Origin of the sequence: Pseudoalteromonas sp. ASV78 (genome assembly GCF_047806705.1) — a bacterium.
Taxonomy (GTDB): domain Bacteria; phylum Pseudomonadota; class Gammaproteobacteria; order Enterobacterales; family Alteromonadaceae; genus Pseudoalteromonas; species Pseudoalteromonas prydzensis_A.
Window position 1 is genome coordinate 2,274,252 of sequence record NZ_JBLOPA010000001.1, and the last position, 22,730, is coordinate 2,296,981.

19 protein-coding genes are annotated in these 22,730 nt (G+C 42.1%); 13 read left to right on the forward strand and 6 right to left on the reverse strand.

What is annotated here, in order from left to right; genetic code table 11:
- Positions 1 to 23 precede the first annotated feature (23 nt).
- Positions 24 to 455, reverse strand: a complete 432-nt coding sequence (locus tag ACMVDV_RS10295) for a rhodanese-like domain-containing protein (RefSeq protein WP_064665456.1) — start codon at positions 453 to 455, stop codon at positions 24 to 26.
- 200 nt (positions 456 to 655) lie between these two features.
- On the opposite strand from ACMVDV_RS10295, the gene gpmM reads away from it, so the two are divergent.
- The 5 genes from gpmM to ACMVDV_RS10320 all read left to right on the forward strand — a co-directional run bounded on the left by gpmM (position 656) and on the right by ACMVDV_RS10320 (position 6,979).
- The gene (gene gpmM / locus ACMVDV_RS10300; protein WP_416158053.1) at positions 656 to 2,200 is read left to right on the forward strand and encodes a 2,3-bisphosphoglycerate-independent phosphoglycerate mutase; all 1,545 of its coding nucleotides are present in this window, start codon (positions 656 to 658) and stop codon (positions 2,198 to 2,200) included.
- Positions 2,201 to 2,203: 3 nt separating this feature from the next.
- A complete protein-coding gene (locus ACMVDV_RS10305) occupies positions 2,204 to 3,343 on the forward strand; it encodes a murein hydrolase activator EnvC family protein (RefSeq protein ID WP_416158054.1) in 1,140 nt (379 codons plus the stop codon).
- A gap of 35 nt (positions 3,344 to 3,378) precedes the next feature.
- Positions 3,379 to 4,638, forward strand: coding sequence for a S41 family peptidase (locus tag ACMVDV_RS10310; RefSeq protein ID WP_416158055.1), 1,260 nt, complete (start codon positions 3,379 to 3,381; stop codon positions 4,636 to 4,638).
- 40 nt (positions 4,639 to 4,678) lie between these two features.
- Positions 4,679 to 5,443, forward strand: coding sequence for a divergent polysaccharide deacetylase family protein (locus tag ACMVDV_RS10315; protein ID WP_416158056.1), 765 nt, complete (start codon positions 4,679 to 4,681; stop codon positions 5,441 to 5,443).
- A 630-nt stretch (positions 5,444 to 6,073) separates the two neighbouring features.
- Positions 6,074 to 6,979 (forward strand): NYN domain-containing protein, encoded by a 906-nt coding sequence (locus ACMVDV_RS10320; protein WP_416158057.1) that lies wholly within the window; start codon positions 6,074 to 6,076, stop codon positions 6,977 to 6,979.
- Between the two features lie 318 nt (positions 6,980 to 7,297).
- Here the strand turns inward: ACMVDV_RS10320 and ACMVDV_RS10325 are convergent, their stop codons facing one another.
- The 5 genes from ACMVDV_RS10325 to ftsY form a co-directional block, all read right to left on the reverse strand.
- Positions 7,298 to 9,169 (reverse strand): methyl-accepting chemotaxis protein, encoded by a 1,872-nt coding sequence (locus ACMVDV_RS10325; protein ID WP_416158058.1) that lies wholly within the window; start codon positions 9,167 to 9,169, stop codon positions 7,298 to 7,300.
- A 603-nt stretch (positions 9,170 to 9,772) separates the two neighbouring features.
- Positions 9,773 to 10,636 carry an RNA polymerase sigma factor RpoH gene (rpoH, locus tag ACMVDV_RS10330; RefSeq protein WP_416158059.1) on the reverse strand — a complete coding sequence of 288 codons (864 nt, stop codon included), beginning with the start codon at positions 10,634 to 10,636 and terminating at the stop codon, positions 9,773 to 9,775.
- Positions 10,637 to 10,849: 213 nt separating this feature from the next.
- Positions 10,850 to 11,836, reverse strand: coding sequence for a permease-like cell division protein FtsX (gene ftsX / locus ACMVDV_RS10335; protein ID WP_416158060.1), 987 nt, complete (start codon positions 11,834 to 11,836; stop codon positions 10,850 to 10,852).
- A complete protein-coding gene (gene ftsE, locus ACMVDV_RS10340) occupies positions 11,833 to 12,510 on the reverse strand; it encodes a cell division ATP-binding protein FtsE (RefSeq protein ID WP_064665448.1) in 678 nt (225 codons plus the stop codon). The genes ftsX and ftsE overlap by 4 nt, the downstream gene beginning before the upstream one ends.
- 52 nt (positions 12,511 to 12,562) lie before the next feature.
- On the reverse strand, positions 12,563 to 14,575 hold the full coding sequence (ftsY, locus tag ACMVDV_RS10345; protein ID WP_416158061.1) for a signal recognition particle-docking protein FtsY: 2,013 nt from the start codon (positions 14,573 to 14,575) through the stop codon (positions 12,563 to 12,565).
- A 212-nt stretch (positions 14,576 to 14,787) separates the two neighbouring features.
- Here ftsY and rsmD point away from each other — a divergent pair, with 212 nt between their 5' ends.
- The 8 genes from rsmD (at position 14,788) to fis (ending at position 22,620) form a co-directional block, all read left to right on the forward strand.
- The gene (rsmD, locus tag ACMVDV_RS10350; RefSeq protein ID WP_416158062.1) at positions 14,788 to 15,387 is read left to right on the forward strand and encodes a 16S rRNA (guanine(966)-N(2))-methyltransferase RsmD; all 600 of its coding nucleotides are present in this window, start codon (positions 14,788 to 14,790) and stop codon (positions 15,385 to 15,387) included.
- Positions 15,388 to 15,550: 163 nt separating this feature from the next.
- Entirely contained in the window at positions 15,551 to 15,766 is a 216-nt protein-coding gene (gene rpsU / locus ACMVDV_RS10355; protein ID WP_002957797.1) for a 30S ribosomal protein S21, read from the forward strand.
- A gap of 20 nt (positions 15,767 to 15,786) precedes the next feature.
- A complete protein-coding gene (locus ACMVDV_RS10360) occupies positions 15,787 to 16,233 on the forward strand; it encodes a GatB/YqeY domain-containing protein (protein WP_416158063.1) in 447 nt (148 codons plus the stop codon).
- A 149-nt stretch (positions 16,234 to 16,382) separates the two neighbouring features.
- Positions 16,383 to 18,134: a DNA primase gene (gene dnaG / locus ACMVDV_RS10365; RefSeq protein ID WP_416158064.1), complete on the forward strand. Its 1,752-nt coding sequence runs from the start codon at positions 16,383 to 16,385 to the stop codon at positions 18,132 to 18,134.
- 124 nt (positions 18,135 to 18,258) lie between these two features.
- Complete coding sequence (gene rpoD, locus ACMVDV_RS10370) at positions 18,259 to 20,100, forward strand: RNA polymerase sigma factor RpoD (protein ID WP_192542433.1); 1,842 nt, start codon at positions 18,259 to 18,261, stop codon at positions 20,098 to 20,100.
- Between the two features lie 73 nt (positions 20,101 to 20,173).
- Positions 20,174 to 21,055, forward strand: coding sequence for a 50S ribosomal protein L11 methyltransferase (gene prmA / locus ACMVDV_RS10375; RefSeq protein ID WP_304179481.1), 882 nt, complete (start codon positions 20,174 to 20,176; stop codon positions 21,053 to 21,055).
- A gap of 282 nt (positions 21,056 to 21,337) precedes the next feature.
- Positions 21,338 to 22,309 (forward strand): tRNA dihydrouridine synthase DusB, encoded by a 972-nt coding sequence (dusB, locus tag ACMVDV_RS10380; protein WP_304179576.1) that lies wholly within the window; start codon positions 21,338 to 21,340, stop codon positions 22,307 to 22,309.
- A gap of 20 nt (positions 22,310 to 22,329) precedes the next feature.
- On the forward strand, positions 22,330 to 22,620 hold the full coding sequence (fis, locus tag ACMVDV_RS10385) for a DNA-binding transcriptional regulator Fis (RefSeq protein ID WP_002957804.1): 291 nt from the start codon (positions 22,330 to 22,332) through the stop codon (positions 22,618 to 22,620).
- Positions 22,621 to 22,730 lie beyond the last annotated feature (110 nt).

Below are 22,730 nucleotides of genomic sequence, written 5' to 3' on the forward strand. Positions count from 1 at the left end.
CTCTAGCGGCCTAACTAAATTAATTAGCGACCTGTTGTCGTTGGTAGACCGGCACTTTGCCATGCCCCCATACCGCCAGACAACACATACACTGATTCAAAACCAGCTTTATGCATGGCAGTTGCGATACCTGAGGCAGTCATGCCTGTGGTGCATACCAATATAATGGGTTTACTCTTTGACTTTTCAAGGCTTGAGAAGTCAGATTGTTTTGCTTTTTCAGGGCTAAGGTGCTCAGCGCCTGCAATACGACCATTATTAAATTCTTTTTGGGCACGTATATCTACAACTAAACCGTCTTCACGGTTAATGAGTAACGTTAATTGTTGCGGGTTTATTTGACGAATTGCTGAAAACTTACTTTTAAACCAACCGCCGACAATGAGTGCAACCAAAGCAACCCACGCTAAACTTAATATCGGATGATTACCGACAAATTCAATATATTGATCCATGCGTCTTCCACTATGAAAATTGTCCCGCGCCTTTGGCGCTGGGGTTAAACGTAAGGGCAATGCCCTAGCCACGCAAGTATACGTGCTTGATTAGAAATTACCAGAGAGTGAAATATTTTAATATGCAGCTTTGATTGCTGATCATAACTACAAAACACGGTATGCTTAGCTGCAACAGGAGCTAATTTTCAGGAACCAAAATGACACAGCATAAAAAACCTCTCGTATTAATGATTTTAGATGGTTGGGGATACCGTGAAGATGCACAAAGTAATGCAATTTTAGCGGCTAACACCCCTGTTTTAGATGAACTTTGGGCCACTCGCCCGCATACCCTAATTTCTGGCTCGGGTTTAGATGTTGGTCTTCCTGATGGGCAAATGGGTAACTCAGAAGTTGGCCACGTCAATCTAGGCGCAGGTCGTGTGGTTTATCAAGATTTTACCCGCATAACTAAAGCAATAGACGACGGTGAGTTTGCTCATAACCCAGTGTTAGTTGAAAACATAGACAAAGCCGTGAACGCAGGTAAGGCCGTTCATTTAATGGGTTTACTAAGCCCAGGCGGTGTGCATAGCCATGAAGATCACATTGTAGCTGCAATCGAGTTGGCAGCAGCTCGCGGCGCGAAAGAAGTGTACTTTCATGCATTTTTAGATGGCCGCGATACCCCGCCACGCAGTGCTAAGACATCGATTGAGCGTATTGAAGCACTGTTTAGCAAATTAAATTGTGGTCGTCTTGCTTCTATCATCGGTCGCTACTACGCAATGGATCGAGATAATCGCTGGAACCGCGTTGAGCAAGCCTATGATCTAATGGTAAGTGGTATTGCACAACATAATTACGCTAACGCAGTCGAAGGATTAGCTGCAGCATATGAGCGTGATGAAAATGATGAGTTCGTAGCTGCCACAGCAATTGCACCACAAGGCCAAGACCCAGTACAAATTAATGATGGCGATACCGTTATTTTCTTAAACTTTAGAGCCGACCGTGCCCGTGAAATGACCCGCGCATTTGTCGATAAAGATTTCGACGGTTTTGCAAAGAAAAAAGCACCTAAATTAAGTGCTTTTGTTATGTTAACCGAATACGCCGCAGATATCGACGCACCAGCAGCTTTCGCCGCCGTCCCTTTAACTAATGTATTGGGGGAATGGTTTGAAAAACACCATAAAACCCAGCTACGTATTTCTGAAACCGAAAAATACGCACACGTGACGTTTTTCTTCAGCGGCGGACGTGAAAATGAATTCGAAGGTGAAACGCGCGAGCTAATTCCTTCACCACAAGTTGCTACCTATGATTTACAACCTGAAATGAACTCAGAGATGCTCACCGACAAACTAGTGGCAGCCATTCAAAGCGGTAAATACGACGCGATTATTTGTAACTATCCAAATGGCGATATGGTCGGCCACTCGGGTGTGTTTGAAGCCGCTGTAAAAGCCTGTGAAGCGGTTGATCATTGTATTGGTCGTGTTATTGCTGCATTACAAGAATTTGGTGGCGAAGCGCTGATCACCGCGGATCATGGTAATGCCGAGCAAATGGCAAACCCAACTACAGGCCAAGCTCATACTGCTCACACCAGTGAACCTGTGCCATTTATTTATGTTGGCCGTGATGCAACCCCAAGCGAAGGCAAAGCCTTGAGCGATGTTGCACCAACCATGCTACACCTAATGGGCATGGAGCAACCAAGCGAAATGACTGGCACACCGATCATGACTTTGAAATAAACTATGCGTAAATGTGTTAAACAATTCATTGTTAGTACATTAATTATGTCTTCATTGGTGGCAGCTTCGGCTGTCGCTAATGAAGACCGTACTAAAAAAGATCTCAGTGAAATTCAAAGTGCGTTAAAACAAAGCCAAGCCGAATTGGCCGCCCAGCGTAAAGACATCGCTAAGTCACAAAAAAGCCTGCAACAGCATGAACTCGATATCGCTAAAAATGCCAAAGCACTGAATATTGCTGAGCAATCAATTCGCGATACCGAAAAACAACAAAAACAGCAACAGCAACAAGCTAACGCGCTTGAGCAAAAACGCCAAGAACAGCAACAAGCACTTGCCGCACAAATTAAAAGTGCTTATATGTCCGGCGGGCATGACTACTCAAAAATGCTGTTGAATCAAGAAAACACCGCGCAGGTTGAGCGCGCATTAAGTTATTACAATTATCTTAACAAAGCACGTATTGAACAAATTGAAGAGTTAAAAGCCTTACTGCTGGAAATCGAAGCGGTGCAAGCTGAACTTGAAAAAACCAAACTCCATTTGGTTGCCTTACATAAAGAGCAAGCCACTCGCCATCAAGCGCTAATCGCTGCACAGCAGCAACGTAAAGCCAATATTAGTGAACTAAAAACTAAACTTAGCTCAACAAAAAACTCTATTGATTACCTAAAAGAGAACGAAAAGACCTTAGTCACAACCCTGCAAGAACTTGAAAAAGAGAAAACTCAAAAAGTTGAACTACTCGGCTTAGCGAGCAGTAAAGGAAAGTTAAACTGGCCAACAAAAGGCAAAATAGAACATAGTTTCGGCCAACGAAAACACGGCGGCATTGACTGGAAAGGCGTATTAATTGGCGCGCGAGAAGGCAGTAACGTACAAAGTGTTCACAACGGCCAAGTTGTATTTGCTGATTGGTTAAAAGGCTATGGCTGGGTGATTGTGCTTGATCATGGTGATGGCTTTATGAGCTTATACGGTCATACCCAAACCCTGTTAAAAGACGTCGGCGATATGGTTCGTCAAGGCGACATCATCGCATTAGTTGGACAAAGCGGCGGACAAGCAGATTCTGGTCTATACTTTGAAATACGCCACAAAGGACGCGCAGTAAATCCTGTAAAATGGTGCAGACGCATTTAAGTGATTAAACAGCTGCACCCCATTGGGAGCAGCTGATGCCAAATACACAATTCAACATCAAGCAATTACAACACTCTGCTGTTAATCGCATTCTAATAAGCTATTTATTACTCGTGAGTGTTTTTTTGTGCCTGAGTTTTAATAGCTTTGCGCTTACGACTGTCGGCGATTTAAAAAGCCAGCAACGAAATGAAATCCTGTTTAATATCCACGCCTACTATGTGGAAGACTTAGCACTGCAACAAAGTTTCGAAAACAACCAGCAATTTGAAGCCTTACTAGCGCAACTAGACCCTTATTCTAAGTACCTTGATGAGCAAGAGCTTGAAGCGCTATTTAGTAGCACTAACGGCCGTTATACAGGGCTTGGCATAGAGGTAAAACAGCAAGAGCAAAAAATTGTCATTATCAACACCATTAAAAACTCCCCAGCCGCCATAGCTGGAATACAAAAAAATGATGTGGTACTTGCTATCAATCAGCAAACAGTGATGAATAAAGACATCAACCAAGTTGCACAAATGATTAAAAGCAGTGGCACCGCAGCAGTCACCTTAACGATTGAGCGCGACAATGCAGTTAAAGCAATTGATTTTAATCTTACTCGCTCTGAAATTAACTTAGAGAGCGTAACTAGCTCCTTGTCTGGTTTTGGAATTGGCTATTTAGCGATTAATAGCTTTAGCAATCACACCTTCCATGATGTAGCACGAGAAATAGCAATACTACAAAGTAATTACGGCGCAGCGCTGACAGGCTTAGTGATTGATCTGCGCGATAACCCTGGCGGCACATTACAAAGTGCTGTCGCGGTATCGGATCTGTTTTTACACAGTGGCACCATAGTCACCACCAAAGGGCGCTACTATGATGCAAACCAACATTACCGTGCTAAAAAAGGCGATATTTTAAATGGTGCGCCCATTGTTGTGCTGATCAATGAAAACTCAGCCTCTGCAGCAGAAATTTTAGCCGCGGCATTAAAAGACAACCACCGCGCCACGTTAATTGGTAGTCAGTCATTTGGCAAAGGCTCAGTGCAGTCGCTGATCCCACTTGGCAACGGTAATACGGCATTAAAATTAACCACCGCAAAATACTTTACCCCATCAGGGCAATCAATTGATGGCATTGGCGTAACCCCCGACGTGGCGATTAATCAATCAACCCTTTCACAAATAGATAAAGTAGTTATAATAAAAAATGAACAAGGAAGCGACGATCCGTTATGGCCAAATTCAGCCGCAACCGATCCTCTGTTATTAAAAGCGCAGCAGCTATTAACGATGAAATAAACGTTTTAGCTCACAAAAAAAGATAATAAAAATTATAAACGTGAAAAAACTAGCTTGGCTATTATTGGCTATTTGCAGCTTACCCGCCGTTGCGGCAGGCAAGCAAATAGCCATCGTGATCGATGATATTGGCAATCATCAACGCGACCTCGAAACCTTAAATCTACCCGGTAAAATATCGTACTCGATTTTGCCTCATACCCCCTATTCGCAAGTTTTTGCCCGCTTAGCCAGTCAATCAGATAAAGAATTACTGCTGCATATTCCCATGCAAGCACTTGATAGCAGCAAAGCACTTGGCCCAGGTGCACTCACCAGCGATATGAGCAAACAACAATTACAGCATACACTCGGTAACGCCCTTGCCACACTGCCACAAGTTAAAGGCGTGAATAACCATATGGGCTCAGCGCTTACCCAAGAAAACCTGCCCATGAAATGGACCATGGAAGTGCTAAAAAAGCGCAATCTGTATTTTTTAGATAGCCGCACTACCGGCTTAAGCCAAGCGCAAAACGTGGCTAATTTATATGGTGTGGAAAATGTTGGCCGCCATGTATTTTTAGACAACATCGTTAATGAACAGCAACTGCAATTTCGCCTCAACGAACTAAAATATAAAGCCGAGCGTTACAACTTCGCCATCGCGATTGCCCACCCCTATCCTGAAACAATCGAATTTTTACAGCGCAAGCTACCCGAACTTGAACAACAAGGCTTTGAACTCGTACCGCTATCGCAACTGGTAGAACGTAAATATATACAACTTGCGCAGGCTGAGCATAAAGGGGTTAGTGCGAGGTAAAAGCGGTAAGCGGTAAGCGGTAAGCGGTAAGCGGTAAATTTTAAGTTGAAAGCTACAAGTTGCAAGGGAAAAGGAGCTAGGTTCTAGGTTCTAGGTTCTAGGTTCTAGGAAAACAGAATAGGCCGTCGTTAAATTAATCACGTAGGTTGTGGTTGAGAGCAACGAAGCCCAGCGAAGCCCAGCGATGGAAGAATAAAACTGGGTGATGGCTTTGTATTAAACAGACATTCAGCAACATTTTTTTAAATAACTTTACTATCGATCAAGTTGATTAATGCACATACCTATTGCTTATTCAAGAAGTATTTGGTCGTGCCAATCCTTACAACACACTACACACACGTTAGTCATAAGCAGTTATCTGAAACTACTCCCCCTTTTTCTAAAGGTGGTCGTGGATTGTTTTGATGAAGAGTGTTATTTTAGCCTTTCAGAATTTCGTTATACTTAATACCATTTAATCCTAAAAAATAGCTAAGCAACTGGTCTGACCACAAAAATCAAATAAATGTGTATACTTAAACATAACAACTAACCCTACTTTCACGCGCAGCATTGAGTCTCCTGAATATAGGGAGAAAAAGCCGACCTTAGTGTCGGTTTTTTTGTAACTGAAATAAGGAAGTTTGTTTGAAAACTCGTATTTATATTGATGGATACAACTTATATTACGGTTGCTTAAAACGAACACCTCATAAGTGGTTAGATTTGTATAAGTTATTTTATAATCACATTTTACCAAGCTCTTCTCATCAGCCATACACATATAATGATTTAAGTATTAAGTACTTTACAGCAGATATTGTCGGTAAAGCCGCAATGTCTGAAGACTCTCTTAGAGATCAACAAACTTATCATCGAGCATTACAGTTTAATACGCAAGAAGCTCAACTTGAAATCATTAAGGGCTATTACGCAATTAATAAAACACGTGCTTTTAAGGTTGATGCAAACAACTCTAAAAAACCCCCGAATGAGTGTGAGTATGTTGATATATGGAAGTTAGAAGAAAAGCAAACTGACGTAAATATTGCCGTTGAGTCATTATTTGATGTAATGACTGATGATAGTTTGGAACAAGTAGTGTTTGTCACAAATGATACTGATTTGTCTCGTGTCCTTGAAAAAATACAGTCCTTAAACAAAGTTAAGATAGGACTTGTTATACCTACAACAGACAGTGTGCGGATGCCAAACGAAAAATTAGACAAGTTTGCCGACTGGACACGAAAGAATATCTTGGAAGAGGAATTAAAAAGCTCTCAACTACCAAGAGCCGTTGAAGGTGGACGTAAACCTACAATTAAACCTATTGGCTGGTACGGGCAACCAGAGATCATAGAAGGTATTTTTGAAATACTATTAACTGTAGAAAAAAATCGTACTAAATGTTGGCGTTGGTTGGAAAAGCAACCACCAAAATTTGAAGATCTACCAGATTTGTTAGATGTGCCAATCAACATGCTTGATGATGAAGCTTCGGCTAGAATTGTGTTGCTCTATGCCCAGAGATATGTCGAAATATCAAAACGATAAATCTGAATTAATTCAATAGAATCTAATAATTTAAAATTAAGTGGATCGTAGTTTGTACTGGCTCAGACATCAATTGCCACCGCCCACGTTTGCCACTTATTTGCCGAATGCTGGGTAAGTGCATTACATCCCTCTAAAGCGCAGCGCCTCTTAGCCTCTTTGTGAATAATTAACTTAAAGTTCTTTTTCTATAATGTTTCGCAACAGGGCAAAGGAAATAGCGGTTGCTGCGTTTGCCACTTATGGCTTAAAACTTACCACTTAAAACTAAAAAGAAGCTAGAAGGGCTCTATCTGCCCTACTAGCTATAACGACAAGCTACAGGATAAAAGTGGCGACTTTTTCATTTAGATCAGTTGCGCGGTCTTTAAGTGTTTTTGCTTGGCTTAAGTGAGTCATTGCTGATGAGGTGATTTCATCAGTGACATCTTTAATTGCGACCGTATTTCGGGTGATTTCGTTAGTCACTTGAGTTTGCTCTTCTGCTGCAACGGCAATTTGCCCCGCCATGTCGGAAATTTCATTCACTGCTTGAGTGATCTCTTCTAAAGCTTGCGCAGCTGCGTTGACATCATTAACACTGTTATTAGCTAACCCTTTACTGCTATCCATCAAGCTAACCGCTTTTTTAGTGGTATTTTGCAACGTTTCAATCGTGGTATAAATCTCTGCGGTAGAGTTTTGCGTACGATGCGATAACACCCGCACTTCATCGGCGACAACGGCAAAGCCACGGCCTTGTTCACCGGCACGTGCAGCTTCGATTGCAGCATTCAATGCCAGTAAATTCGTTTGCTCTGCAATCTCTTGAATCGTGGTTAAAATGCTTGAAATTGCTTGTGCATGCAGGCTCAGCTCACTGATCACCACGGTAGTTTCATCTATTTCAGAGGCTAAAGAGTTAATCGTGGTTCTGGTTTTATCGACCAAGCTTTTACCCTGAATGCTGCTTTGCGCCGATTGCTGTGATGCGGCAGCGGTATTTTCTGCATTTGCTGCAATCTCATGGGTGGCACTGGACATTTCTGTAACCGCGGTTGCAACCATAGTGACTTCTTGCTGTTGGCGCTGTAATTCATTAACGCTCGAGTGATTTGTCAGTAGGCTTTTTTCTGCGTCTAAATCCAAATCAATCGCCAGTTGACGAATATGACTGATCAACTGATGTTGGCTACCCACAAAAGAGTTAAAGCTATCTGCTAATGCCCCGACTTCATCTTTGCTATCTACGCTAATACGCTGTGTTAAATCGCCATTCCCTGCAGCTATACGTGATAAAGCTTGCGATACGCGACTCAGAGGTTTAAGTAACAGTCCCAATAGCCACGAGATAGCTAATACGCTAACAATTAGCGCTAAGCTCGCCAATCCTAACTGAGTGACCATTAGGCTCAGTAATGGCGCTTCTAGGGTTTGTTTGTCGAGTACAAAAACAAGTTGCCAATCGGTGTTAGGAATTTGTTCACTCCACAATAATTTTTCACGATCTTCAGCTGAAAAATACACTGGGGTGAGCTTGCCTGTTTGCTCATTTAATTGAATAAGGCGGTTATTTAATTTGGCCTCGATATTGGTTATTTTACCCATCAACTTACTTGCATCTCGATGGGCAATCACAGTGCCGTCGTTATGCATCATGACAGCATAACCATTGGCTGGTAATGACATGTTACTCACGCTATCAACAATACTCGCTATTGATACATCACCGCCAACAACACCATCGCGGGTAGATTGAGCAATCGTTACCACTAATAAGTTAAACGCGACATCTAAATAAGGCTTGGTAATAATACTTTCACGGGCTTGTTGTGATTGTTGATACCAAGGTCTCGCTCTTGGATCATACCCTGAACGGTCAATTCTCGGGTTCGAGTCAATCATTACGCCATCATTGTTGCCATAATAAGTTAACTGAAAATCGCCAGAACGCTGCGCTTGCTGTAGTGCATTGAGGGTATTATCTTCAATCTTAGCTGCAACAGAAGTAATAACTCGCTGACGATCAGCTAACCATGCTTCAATGCGTTCCGCTTGTTGCTTACCCGATAGGCTAACACTATCAACGCTACTTTTTAACAATAATGCTTTTTGTGTGGAGTAGCTATACCATGACAATAGGACAACCACGATTGTCAGCGCGAGAACAACCGATAATAATATTTTTTTCTTGAGTGAATATGAGTTCATATTGAGTGCTAATACTGATTTTAATTAAATAGAAACGAAGATAAATACAGCTTGGGGTTAGCTTAATTTAGAGTATGAATTGAGAAGTGATCTCAACCTTGTTTTATTTTCGCATACAAGATTTGAAAAATAAATTAAAATCAAAGAATTAGGGGTAATATAAAAAGAAGCATTATTAATTCAATGTAAAACTTAAATTAATAACCTAACGAGTGTAAATAAATAGCGTTGTATAAATACTGCATGTATATTTTTATTTAAAATAATAGTATTGCCTAATCACTACATTAAAAAAATGATAAACCGTGATTAAGAAACCGTCGCTCTGGATGAAACCGATATTATAGATCTGCTGTTCTGATCATCCTCTGTGAAAGGGTTTAACAGGATTTTTCTAGTCAACTGTTTATCTTCTTCATGAGTTTTTAGTAGTAACGTTTTTCCATCAACCTCAGCACTTGCAATACTGGTATCAAAGTAGGTGGGTTGTCTTGCCTTGTACCACTTATGACTTATCGCTTAAAACTTATAACTTACAACATCCCTAAACGCAAAAGCCCCGCATTTTCATGCAGGGCTTTTAGGCATTTTGCAAAGCTGTAATTAGCTCATTGCAGCTTGTAGTTTTTTCATCGCTGTTTTTTCAAGCTGACGAACACGCTCTGCAGATACGCTGTATTTTTCAGCCAGTTCTTGCAGCGTTGCTTTGTCATCAGATAACCAACGAGCGCTAACAATGTCTTGTGAACGTTCATCTAGGGTTTTTAACGCACTAAATAAACGGATATGAGATTGCTCTTGATATTGTTGCTGTTCAACTTCTTCAGCTAAATCATTACTGCCATCAGTTAAGTATTGCACAGGTGAATAAGTGCTGGTTGGTGCGTCATCGCTGTCGTCACCGGTTAAATCAAAGCCCATGTCTTGGCCGCTCATGCGCGATTCCATTTCACGTACTTCTTTTTCACTCACACCTAGCTCGCTCGCTACGGTGGCCACTTCAGCTTGGTTAAACCAGCCTAAACGCTTTTTGTTCTTACGAAGATTAAAGAATAATTTACGTTGCGCTTTCGTGGTCGCAACTTTTACGATACGCCAGTTTTTCAGTACAAATTCGTGTATTTCAGCTTTGATCCAATGCACTGCAAATGAAACCAAACGTACACCCACTGAAGGGTCGAAACGTTTTACAGCTTTCATCAGGCCAATATTGCCTTCTTGGATCAAGTCGGCTTGCGGTAAACCGTAGCCTGAATAACCTTTCGCTATATGTGCAACAAACCGAAGGTGAGACATGATGAGTTGCTTTGCAGCGTTAAGATCGCCATCTTCCTGTAAGCGAGTCGCCAACTCTTTTTCTTGCTCAGCACCTAGCATAGGTATAGTGCTTACCGCTTGAAGGTAACCGTCCATACTTGCGCTTTGCTGTCCAACTGTGAGTGCCATTGCGTATAAATCTTTACTCATTTTTCACCTCAGTGATAAACATTTGAAACCATCTTAGCACTCTTTCACTTAGAGTGCTAACTTCAATTTAAAACTTTTTTTCGATTGAAGCAAGTGTTTTTTTATTCTACTTTAAACGCCTGAATAAGCGATGAATTCTAGCTTTGCGGTCAGTTGGTGATGGTAAAGCAACTCACCAAAACCAACTTAATCGATGATTATAAACAACTATTGTTACACTTTATCGGGTTCAATTTCTTTTATATAACGATTTACAGATAAGTAGGAGCCAACAAACCCTAAGCTGGTTGCCAGCAGCACTAATGCACCAAACTCACCTAAGCTTAAGCCAATTAAGTTAAAGCTAGTTTGATACACACCTGCAACTTCTGATACCGCTGAGCCTAGCCACCACATCATTAAAGCGACACATATAAACGCAAACAAACCACCAACAATGCCATACCAAATCCCGGTCCATAAAAAGGGTGCATGAATAAAGGTATTAGTTGCGCCTACGAGCTTCATCACTTGGATCTCTTCTTTCTTATCCATAATTGATAAGCGAATGGTGTTGCCAATGATCAAGGTAACCGACGTTAATAACAGCAATGCAATGGTAATGACGCTTTCTTTCAGTAAACTTAATAACGCATTTAAACGCTCAAGCCAGGCAATATCCAACTTACCAAAATCAACCTCACGCTCTGCTTCAAGCTTTTTTAACAATGCTTGCGCGGCGTTAGGCTGACGATGACGAGAAGTCGGTGTCACAATCACCACATCTGGCAGTGGGTTGCTATCTAAATACTCAAGTGCTTGGCCAAACCCGGATACTTCTTTAAATTCAATAAGTGCTTTTTGCTTTGAAATAAAGGTGACATTATCTATTTCAGGATACAGCGCTAACCGCTTAACTAACGTTTGCGTTTCTTGCTCACTCATGGATTCTTTAACAAATAATGAAATCTCTGCCGCCTCTTCAAAACCACTACTTACTTGCTGCACGTTTTTAACCACTAAATACAGGGTTGCTGGCAAGGTTAAACTCAAGCCCAGTACGGCAATGGTCATCATTGATGCCATGGGGGTGCGCCACATTTCACCTAAACTATGCACACCTTGGCGAAAGATATTCAGCACAAAAAAATAGCCGGCTGAAAAAACTGATTTTTTAACACGCTCATTTTGGCTTTTTCGACCTTTAAATAACAAGCTCATAGTGTTGCCTCTGCCAATGGATCTTGACTCATGCGGCCATCTTTTAAGGTTAAGCTACGGTATTTCATTCTTGAGATCAGCCCTAAATCATGGGTGGCAATAAGCACAGTAGTACCATGATTATTAAACTCTTCAAACAACCGTAGAATATCCATGGAAAGCTCAGGATCTAAATTACCCGTTGGCTCATCGGCAAGTAATAATGGCGGCGAGTTGACGATCGCACGGGCAATCCCAACTCGCTGTTGTTCACCACCAGAAAGCGTTGATGGGTGGCATTTCACCTTGTCTAGTAAACCAACTTTATCCAGCGCGCCATGCACACGCTTTTCAATTTGTTTATGATGCGTACCTTCAATGATCAATGGCAAAGCAACATTATCAAAAATGGTGTGGCGCTCTAATAAACGATGGTTTTGGAAGATAATCCCAATATCACGACGTACGTACGGAATTTGCCGCGATTTAACCGCATTTAAATCAACACCATTAATGAAAACATGCCCAGCAGATGGGCGTTCCATTAAACTAATGAGTTTAAGTAAGGTACTTTTACCGGCGCCACTGTGGCCGGTTAAAAAAGCGAGTTCACCCGGTTTAACATGAAAATTAACTTTTTCCAGCGCTCGATGACCACCGGGATATGTTTTGCTGACTTGCTGAAAATTTATCATTTTAGTTATCAATCATCCACAGCTGAAAAGGGAGCAAGCTCCCTTTTGAAATTTAAACTTCATCCTCGTCTTGGCTAAATAGCGCATCAATGAAGTCATTACTATTAAATGCACGTAAATCATCAATGCCTTCGCCCACACCAATATAGCGGATTGGAATATTGAACTTATCGGCCACCGCAAAGATAACCCCACCTTTGGCTGTACCATCTAACTTAGACAAGGTGATCCCAGTAAGGCCAACACATTGATTGAATAAGTTAACTTGGCTAATGGCATTTTGCCCTGTGCCGGCGTCGATAGTTAACATCACTTCATGTGGCGCATCGGCATCAATTTTTTTCATCACCCGAGCTATTTTTTCAAGCTCTTGCATTAGGTTATCTTTATTTTGCAAGCGCCCAGCTGTATCGGCAATTAATACATCAACATTGCGTGCTTTGGCAGCTTGAAATGCATCAAAGACCACAGAGGCACTGTCGGCTCCGGTATGTTGTGCGATCACAGGGATTTTATTACGCTCACCCCATACTTGTAATTGCTCTACAGCCGCCGCACGGAAGGTATCACCCGCTGCTAACATCACTGATTTACCTTGATCTTGAAATTGCTTAGCAAGTTTACCAATCGTCGTTGTTTTACCAACCCCATTGACACCCACCATTAATATAACAAATGGTTTTTTATCAGCAGGAATTTCCAATGGTTGTTCGGCTGTTTTAAGCATTGCCGCCATTTCTTGCTTCATTAACTCATACAGCGCATCACCATCTTTTAACTGTTTGCGGTTAGCCGCATCAGTCAAACGGTCGATCAGCTTCATGGTGGTATCAACCCCCAGATCGGCTGTTAATAGCTGAGTTTCAAGATCTTCAAATAATTCATCATCAATTTTCTTACCGGTGAAAATCGATGCAAAGCCAGAACCTAAGTTTACTTTGGTTTTTAATAAACCTTTTTTAAGACGCGCAAAGAACCCTTCTTTTTTAGGTTTTTCTGCTGTTTTAGCTTGCTCGATAGCAAGCTCGGCTGTTAAGCGCTCTTGCTCTAAACGTTCCGCTTCCGCCTCTTCTGCAGCAATACGTTGTTGTTCTACACGCTCAGCTTCTGCCTGCTCGGCAGCAATACGTTGCTGCTCTACACGCTCAGCTTCTGCCTGCTCGGCAGCAATACGCTGTTGTTCTTCACGTTCAGCTTCTGCCTGCTCTGCGGCGATACGTTGTTGCTCTACACGCTCAGCTTGTGCTTTTTCAGCAGCAATGCGCTGTTGTTCTAAACGCTCCGCCTCTGCCTGCTCTGCGGCAATACGCTGTTGTTCTTCACGTTCAGCTTGTGCTTTTTCAGCGGCAATACTTTCTGCTTCACGTTGCGCTTGCTCAGCAGCTTGTCGCTCTTGTTCGAGCTGCATCGCTTCTTGTTGCTGGGCTAAACGAGCGGCTTCATCACGGCGTTGCTGCTCTGCTTTTTCAGCTGCGACTAATTCAGCATCTGCAATCGCTCGACGCTCAGCTTCACGCGCTTCTTCTGTAATACGTTGTTGTTCTTCACGTTCAGCTTGTGCTTTTTCAGCGGCAATATTTTCTGCTTCACGTTGCGCTTGCTCGGCAGCTTGTCGCTCTTGTTCGAGTAGCATCGCTTCTTGTTGCTGGGCTAAACGCGCGGCTTCATCACGGCGTTGCTGCTCTGCTTTTTCAGCTGCAGCTAATTCAGCATCTGCAATCGCTCGACGCTCAGCTTCACGCGCTTCTTCTGTAATACGTTGTTGTTCTTCACATTCAGCTTGTGCTTTTTCAGCGGCAATCCTTTCTGCTTCACATTGCGCTTGCTCGGCAGCTTGTCGCTCTTGTTCGAGTAGCATCGCTTCTTGTTGCTGGGCTAAACGAGCGGCTTCATCACGGCGTTGCTGCTCTGCTTTTTCAGCTGCAGCTAATTCAGCATCTGCAATCGCTCGACGTTCAGCTTCCGCTTGTTGGTTATTGAGCTCTTGGGTGTTTTGCTCTGTTTGTTGATTTTTATCTGACTTACCAAAGCCGAACCAAGACAGGAATTTACTTTTTTTTGCCATACTTGCTAATAACCACTTATAAAAATCTGATAAACTAACGGTAATAATTTGTGAATTCGCTGCCTTGTATTAAAACCAAGCCGCTAATAACCACAATATATTGTCTAAGACGCTCATAGTAACACTTTTAGTGCAGTTGAAAAATGACACGCTGCTATATGAGTACAATATTATCCGAGCTAGATGTTAGATACCATTTTTTAGTGAGCTAAATGAGAAATAAATCACCACAAAAACAAATGAGTAATAAAGCCAATGATGGCGTTATTAGGATCATCAGCGGACAATTTCGTGGCCGTAAATTGCCAGTAAAAGATGTGCAAGGCCTGCGCCCAACCACAGACCGTATAAAAGAAACGGTATTTAACTGGTTAATGCAAGATACCCGCGATGCCAAAGTGCTCGATTGTTTTGCCGGTTCTGGTGGATTAGGCTTTGAAGCGCTGTCGCGGTTTGCTCACTCAGCCTGTTTTTTAGAAATGGATAAACTCGCAGCGGCGCAATTAAAAACCAATATAGATACCTTAAAACTCACTAATGCTGAGGTTGTTTGTACTGATAGTTTGCTGCATTTAAGCAAAAACCCGCAACAACAGCAGTTTAATTTAGTGTTTATTGACCCACCCTTTCGCCAAGGTTTAGCACAACAATGCTGTGACTTACTCACAGAAAATGCTTGGTTAGCTAAAAATGCGCTTATTTATGTTGAAGTAGAAAGCGACCTGCCGGTATTACAAACGCCGAGCAATTGGCTGTTATTAAAAGAAAAAGCGGCTGGGCAAGTATTGTCCCGCCTCTATGAATTGCAGTAAAATTAGTAACATACAAATATTTTCGGTTTCCTATTGGAACAGACTATATTTATCCTTTACATGTGGTGTGGCTTCGGATTACAATACTGCACCATTTTTGAACCACTTGATCATTGTTTGATCAACTTGAGCAACGCTCATTATTTAGGTAGGTGAATTTTTAATGCCAGTAATTAAAGTAAGAGAGAACGAACCGTTTGACGTAGCACTTCGTCGCTTCAAGCGTTCATGTGAAAAAGCAGGTATCCTTTCAGAAGTTCGTCGTCGCGAGCACTATGAAAAGCCAACAGCTGAGCGTAAGCGTAAAAAAGCTGCAGCGGTTAAGCGTCACATGAAGAAGCTTTCTCGCGATAACGCACGTCGCGTTAAATTATATTGATCAGTATTGGTCTTGTATAAATGAGCCTTTTAATAAAGCTAAAAGATGCGCAAAAAGATGCGATGCGAGCAAAAGACAAACAACGTCTTAATCCAATTCGTATGGTACTTGCTGCAATCAAGCAGCGTGAGATTGACGAGCAAATAACACTTGATGATGACGGTATTACCGCAGTATTAGTGAAGCTTGTTAAACAACGCCGTGACTCTTACACTCAGTATACTGATGCTGGCCGTGAAGATTTAGCCGAAATTGAAGCCAATGAAATTACAGCTCTTGAAGAATTTTTACCTCAACAATTGAGTGAAGATGAAATCGTAGCTCTCATTGATGCGGCTATTGCTGATACTAACGCAGCAGGTATGCAAGATATGGGTAAAGTAATGGGAATAATCAAAAGCAAAGCTGAAGGTCGTGCCGATTTAGGTAAGATCTCTGGTTTAATTAAGCAACGATTAACTGCCTAATACTCCCACATACAGATGTATGATTTAAGCAAACCGAGCCATGTGCTCGGTTTCTTCGTTTTTAGCTTTAATAAAAATAGCATTTGTGTTCAAATCTAAATGTGTAGAACTAAACCTTTTTCTATTTATCTCAGGACTAGACTTTACTAATGGCTGGAAAGATCCCACGTAATTTTATAGATGACTTACTTGCCAGAACCGATATTGTCGAGCTAATTGACTCCAAAGTTGGCTTAAAAAAAGCGGGCAAAGATTACCAAGCCTGCTGCCCTTTTCACAACGAAAAATCGCCATCATTTACCGTATCTCAAGACAAACAGTTTTATCACTGCTTTGGTTGTGGTGCCAACGGCAACGCTATTTCATTTGTTATGGAATACGACAAGCTAGAATTTGTTGATGCTATTGAAGAACTTGCCAGCATTCTCAACCTAGATGTACCTCGTGAGCAAGGCTCCAGTAATGGCCCAGAGCGTACCGCAGAACAAAAACGCTCGGATTACGATTTAATGCTCCACAGTGCGCGTTTTTACCAACATCAATTAAAGCACCATGCTAATTCAGCAACCGTAATCGACTATGTAAAAGGCCGAGGCCTGAGCGGTGAAACGGTTAAAAAGTTTATGATTGGTTATGCCCCCAGTGAATGGGAAGGCCTGTGCCTACAACTTGGCCGTAATAAAGAACAAAAAGAGCAATTAGTTGAGCTAAAGTTGGCCTCAGAGAAAACCTCAGGCCGCCAGTTCGACTTTTTCCGTGATCGCTTAATGTTCCCTATTCGCGATAAACGTGGCCGTGTGATTGCCTTTGGTGGCCGCGTTATGCAAGCCGATCAAGGGCCTAAATATTTAAACTCGCCAGAAACTCGTATATTTCATAAAGGCTTTGAACTATATGGCTTATATGAAGCAAAACAAGCGCATAAAAAGCTCGACCATGTACTCATAGTTGAAGGCTATATGGATGTGGTGGCACTGAGCGAACAAGGTATTGAATACGCAGTAGCAGCACTTGGTACCGCCACCACAGCTGAACATATGCATACTCTGTTTAGAACCACAGACCGCGTTATTTGCTGTTACGATGGCGATCGTGCTGGGCGTGATGCGGCATGGCGCGCACTTGAAAACGCCCTGCCTTATCTAAATGACGGTAAAGCATTACAGTTTGTGTTTTTACCTGATGGTGAAGATCCAGACTCTCTAGTACAAAAAGAAGGTAAAGAGGCCTTTGAACAACGCTTAGCTAACGCCGATGACTTTACCAAAGTACTGTTTAATAAACTCAGCCAAGAAATTGATTTAACTACTGATGCAGGAAAAGCCAAGTTACTCAGTGCGGTATTGCCGTTGGTTGAAAAAATCCCCAGCGAGTTTTATCAAGAGAATCTGTTAGAGCATTTAGGACGTTTAATTGGCCGCACTAAAGAGCAACTCAATAACCGCCTAAAAACGCCGAAGCAACAACACTCTATTGAGCGTAAATTTAAAATAACGCCAATGCGCCGCGCTATTGGTTTGCTCATTCAACACCCAAATTTAGCACACGCAGTGCCTTATTTGCCTGATTTAGCACAGATGAATATTGCAGGCATTGAGTTACTCATTCGTTTACAGCATTACGCATTACAAAAATCACCAATCACCACCGCGCAATTGCTTGAATCGTTTCGTGAAACGCCCGAGTATGAGGCGCTCATTAAACTCGCTACTTGGCGACATGAGATTGGCGACGACCGTTTAGAAGCCGAATTTAAAAATACTTTCAAATTTATTGAAGATCAGTGTTTAAATTATCGACTCGAGACCCTATTAATAAAAGACAAGACTCAAGGCTTAAATAGTGAAGAACGACTCGAATGTCACCTATTAACGCAAGCTTTAAAAGGCACTAACAACTAGTCAAAAACGATTTATGCTGTTATACTGTGCTATTCACTGCGTCAAATAATACTTAGCTTGGCTTAATAAATAAGCGAGCTGGCGCCTGTTGTATCAACTTATCAGAGTGGAAGAAACAATCTCTATGGATCCAACTCCTCAGTCACAATTAAAACTTCTGATTCAAAAAGGTAAAGAGCAAGGTTACTTAACTTTTGCAGAAGTTAATGATCACCTTCCACAAGATATTATCGATTCAGATCAAGTAGAAGATATCATTAGTATGATCAATGATATGGGTATCAAGGTTAGCGAAAATGCGCCTGATGCCGATGAATTGATGATGCAAGAAACGACAACAGATGAAGACGCAGCAGAAGCTGCAGCCGCTGCGCTTGCTACTGTAGATAAAGAAATCGGCCGTACTACGGATCCGGTTCGTATGTACATGCGTGAAATGGGTACTGTTGAACTGCTTACCCGTGAAGGCGAAATCGTTATCGCTAAGCGTATTGAAGAAGGCATCAACCAAGTACAAATCTCGGTTGCTGAATACCCTGAAGCAATTACATACCTGCTGGAACAATGGGATAAATTTGAAGCAGAAGAGATGCGCTTAAGCGACATTATCTCTGGTTTCTTTGATCCTAATGCAGATGAAGCACCAATTTCAGCTACGCACATTGGCTCTGAATTAAGCGAAAAAGAGCTTGATGATGAAGACGACGATGATGCAGATAGCGATGATGAAGATGAAGAAGAAGTAGATACTGGCCCAGATCCTGAAGAGGCGCGTGTGCACTTTGAAAATCTTCGCGATCTTTATAATAAAGCACGCGATACATTTGAAAGTAAAGGCCGTTCACATCCTGAGTCGCAAGCAGCGATTTTTGAAATTGGTGAACTGTTCAGAACCTTTAAATTAGTGCCAAAACAGTTTGACCGCATGGTTAATAACATGCGCGAAATGATGGATAGAGTTCGTGTTCAAGAACGTATCGTCATGAAGCAAGCTGTACAGATTGCAAAATTACCAAAGAAAACCTTTGTGAAGCATTTTGCTAACAACGAAACAGATACTGCGTGGATTGACCATGAAATTGCTGCGAATGAAAAATACTCAGCAAAATTAGATGAAATCAAACCAGAGATCATTCGTTGTATCAATAAACTACGTGTTATTGAAGAAAGCACAGGTTTAAGCATTGAACGCATTAAAGACATCAACCGTCGTATGAGCATTGGTGAAGCAAAAGCGCGCCGTGCGAAAAAAGAAATGGTTGAAGCGAACTTACGTCTTGTGATCTCAATTGCTAAAAAATACACCAACCGTGGTTTACAATTCTTGGACTTGATCCAAGAAGGTAACATTGGTTTGATGAAAGCTGTTGATAAGTTTGAATATCGCCGTGGTTATAAGTTCTCAACTTATGCAACGTGGTGGATCCGTCAAGCAATCACCCGCTCTATCGCCGACCAAGCGCGTACAATCCGTATTCCGGTGCATATGATTGAAACGATTAACAAACTTAATCGTATTTCTCGTCAAATGCTGCAAGAAATGGGTCGTGAGCCAAATCCAGAAGAATTAGCAGAACGCATGATGATGCCTGAGGACAAGATCCGTAAGGTACTTAAAATCGCGAAAGAGCCAATTTCAATGGAAACACCAATCGGTGATGATGAAGATTCGCACTTAGGTGACTTTATCGAAGATACCACTATTGATTCGCCTATTGATTCGGCGACTATGGAATCTTTACGCGGTGCGACTAACGATGTATTAGCGGGCCTAACGGCACGTGAAGCGAAAGTATTGCGTATGCGTTTTGGTATCGATATGAATACCGACCATACCTTAGAAGAAGTAGGTAAGCAGTTTGACGTTACCCGTGAGCGTATTCGTCAAATCGAAGCGAAGGCACTGCGTAAATTACGCCACCCTTCACGTTCAGACTTACTGAAAAGCTTCTTAGATGCTAAATAATTAGCAACTAAAATACAGATTAAAATTTAAAAGGCCGCTGTAGCGGCCTTTTTTCTATTTACAGGAAATAATTATGGCTTGGATCCAAATCCGTATCAATGCCAACGCTGCAACCGCTGATGCAGTAAGTGACTTATTAATGGAGGCAGGCAGTGCGTCTGTTACCTTTATTGATGCTAAAGACACCCCAATTTACGAGCCAAAAATCGGCACTGTGGTATTTTGGGCTGACACCACTGTGATTGGTCTATTCGAAGCTAATCACGATATGAATGCGGTCGTTGCTTTATTAAAGCGCCATGACGAACTAAAAGACACCTTAGTATACAAAATAGAGCAGCTTGAAGATAAGGACTGGGAACGCGAATGGATGGATAACTTCCACCCCATCCAGTTTGGTGAAAAACTGTGGATTTGCCCAAGCTGGCGCGATATTCCCGATCCAGACGCCGTCAATGTGTTACTCGATCCAGGCCTTGCGTTTGGTACCGGCACCCATGCCACTACTGCACTTTGCTTAAAATGGCTTGAAAGCCAAGACTTAACCGGTAAAACCGTGGTCGACTTTGGTTGTGGCTCAGGCATTTTAGGCATTGCAGCAATCAAGCTCGGTGCCAAGCGCATGATCGGCATAGATATCGACCCGCAAGCCCTTGAAGCAAGTTTAGATAACGCACAGCGTAATGGCGTTGCCGATAAGCTTGAGGTTTACTTGCCAGAAAATCAGCCTGAGTTTAGCGCTGATATCGTGGTTGCCAATATTTTAGCGGCGCCACTGCGTGAATTACACAGTGTGATATTAGGCTTGTTAAAACCAGGTGGTAAAATTGCCATGTCGGGGATTTTAGAACAACAAGCGCAGTCAGTTGCAGATGTTTATGCGCCGTTTTTAGCCTTGGATGAGATTGCTGTTGAAGGTGAATGGACGCGTGTTAGCGGTACTAAGAACGCATAATTTGCTGGTTGTAGTACTTTAGAGTATTAACTCAAAATCACTAGGTAAAGCCTGTAATTAACAGGCTTTACCTATTATTTACACACTGTTATACATAATGATTTTCTTGACGAAAATTAGTTCTGTATAAAATTCAGACAAATAAAGCCATTCGTCAAACTGTTATCAAATGTCAATACGCAAAAGTCAAAAAAAAGTCACTTTTGTTCAATTTATAGCCTTTGATTTTTGCAAAAAAAACCGTAAACTTAGCGCCCCTTGAAAAGAGGCCTATTGAATACAGTGCGTATCGGAACATACCAATTAGAGAACAATGTAATTGTAGCGCCAATGGCGGGAATTACTGATAGACCATTTAGACAACTTTGTCGCCGCTTAGGTGCGGGGCTTGCCGTGTCTGAAATGCTCTCGTCGAATCCTTTGGTATGGAAAACCGAGAAATCGATGAACCGTATGGATCATAGTGGTGAATCGGGAATACGCGCGGTGCAAATCGCAGGAGCTGATCCTGAGCTTATGGCTCAGGCTGCACAATTCAATGTAAGTAATGGTGCACAAATCATAGATATTAATATGGGGTGCCCAGCTAAGAAAGTGAACAAGAAACTCGCAGGCTCCGCGCTATTACAGTTTCCTGGTTTAGTGGAAGAGATTATTGACGCAGTGGTTAGCGCTGTTGATGTACCTGTAACACTGAAAATCCGTACTGGATGGGATCAGGACAACCGTAACGGTGTTGAGATTGCGAGAATAGCTGAACGTTATGGCATAGCTTCATTGGCCGTACATGGGCGTACACGCGCATGTATGTACAAAGGTGAAGCTGAATACGCCACTATTAGGGATATCAAACGTTCAGTGTCGATACCTGTCGTTGCTAATGGAGACATTACGTCTCCTGAAAAAGCAAAACAGGTTTTGGACTATACGGGTGCAGATGCCATTATGATTGGTCGAGCCGCCCAAGGTCGCCCTTGGATATTTAGGGAGATAGACCACTATTTGCGAACCGGTGAACATTTACCTGTGCCTCCAATTGCGGAAGTACGTGGTATTTTGATGGAACACTTAGTGAACCTTCATGCGTTTTACGGCGAACCAATGGGAGCGCGCATCGCTCGCAAACATGTATCTTGGTATTTGCAAACCCATGACAGTGACGGTCAGTTTAGGCGAGTATTTAATGCTCTCGATAATCCACAGGCACAAATCGAGACATTAGAGCAATACTTTAAAACACTAGCAGCTAACTAAGAAAGAAAGAGATATAAACAATGTTCGAACAAAACGTGACTTCTCCATTTATCACTAACCCTCATGTTCAGTCACACGAGAAACCGCAGCCATTACGCGATGCAGTGAAGAAAGCTGTTCATCACTATTTAAAACAGCTTAACGGTCAAGATGTGCAAGACGTTTACGACCTTGTTCTTTCAGAGCTAGAAGCACCATTACTTGAAGAAGTAATGACTTACACACGTGGTAACCAAACACGTGCGGCAATCTTACTAGGTATCAACCGCGGTACTTTACGTAAGAAACTAAAGAAATACGGCATGAACTAATACGATGTTGTGATTTATCACAACATTCGTTTGAAAAAGCACCTTCGGGTGCTTTTTTTATATCTTTAATAATCCTCAAAAAAGCACCTAATTGCAAAATCCTCACCCTT

Excerpts from the sequence above, each read along its gene's own strand:
- ACMVDV_RS10295 (WP_064665456.1), bottom strand. The coding sequence starts at position 455 with ATGGATCAATATATTGAATTTGTCGGTAATCATCCGATATTAAGTTTA.
- gpmM (WP_416158053.1), top strand. The coding sequence starts at position 656 with ATGACACAGCATAAAAAACCTCTCGTATTAATGATTTTAGATGGTTGG.
- ACMVDV_RS10305 (WP_416158054.1), top strand. The coding sequence starts at position 2,204 with ATGCGTAAATGTGTTAAACAATTCATTGTTAGTACATTAATTATGTCT.
- ACMVDV_RS10310 (WP_416158055.1), top strand. The coding sequence starts at position 3,379 with ATGCCAAATACACAATTCAACATCAAGCAATTACAACACTCTGCTGTT.
- ACMVDV_RS10325 (WP_416158058.1), bottom strand. The coding sequence starts at position 9,169 with ATGAACTCATATTCACTCAAGAAAAAAATATTATTATCGGTTGTTCTC.
- rpoH (WP_416158059.1), bottom strand. The coding sequence starts at position 10,636 with ATGAGTAAAGATTTATACGCAATGGCACTCACAGTTGGACAGCAAAGC.
- ftsX (WP_416158060.1), bottom strand. The coding sequence starts at position 11,836 with ATGAGCTTGTTATTTAAAGGTCGAAAAAGCCAAAATGAGCGTGTTAAA.
- ftsE (WP_064665448.1), bottom strand. The coding sequence starts at position 12,510 with ATGATAAATTTTCAGCAAGTCAGCAAAACATATCCCGGTGGTCATCGA.
- ftsY (WP_416158061.1), bottom strand. The coding sequence starts at position 14,575 with ATGGCAAAAAAAAGTAAATTCCTGTCTTGGTTCGGCTTTGGTAAGTCA.
- rsmD (WP_416158062.1), top strand. The coding sequence starts at position 14,788 with ATGAGAAATAAATCACCACAAAAACAAATGAGTAATAAAGCCAATGAT.
- rpsU (WP_002957797.1), top strand. The coding sequence starts at position 15,551 with ATGCCAGTAATTAAAGTAAGAGAGAACGAACCGTTTGACGTAGCACTT.
- ACMVDV_RS10360 (WP_416158063.1), top strand. The coding sequence starts at position 15,787 with ATGAGCCTTTTAATAAAGCTAAAAGATGCGCAAAAAGATGCGATGCGA.
- dnaG (WP_416158064.1), top strand. The coding sequence starts at position 16,383 with ATGGCTGGAAAGATCCCACGTAATTTTATAGATGACTTACTTGCCAGA.
- rpoD (WP_192542433.1), top strand. The coding sequence starts at position 18,259 with ATGGATCCAACTCCTCAGTCACAATTAAAACTTCTGATTCAAAAAGGT.
- prmA (WP_304179481.1), top strand. The coding sequence starts at position 20,174 with ATGGCTTGGATCCAAATCCGTATCAATGCCAACGCTGCAACCGCTGAT.
- fis (WP_002957804.1), top strand. The coding sequence starts at position 22,330 with ATGTTCGAACAAAACGTGACTTCTCCATTTATCACTAACCCTCATGTT.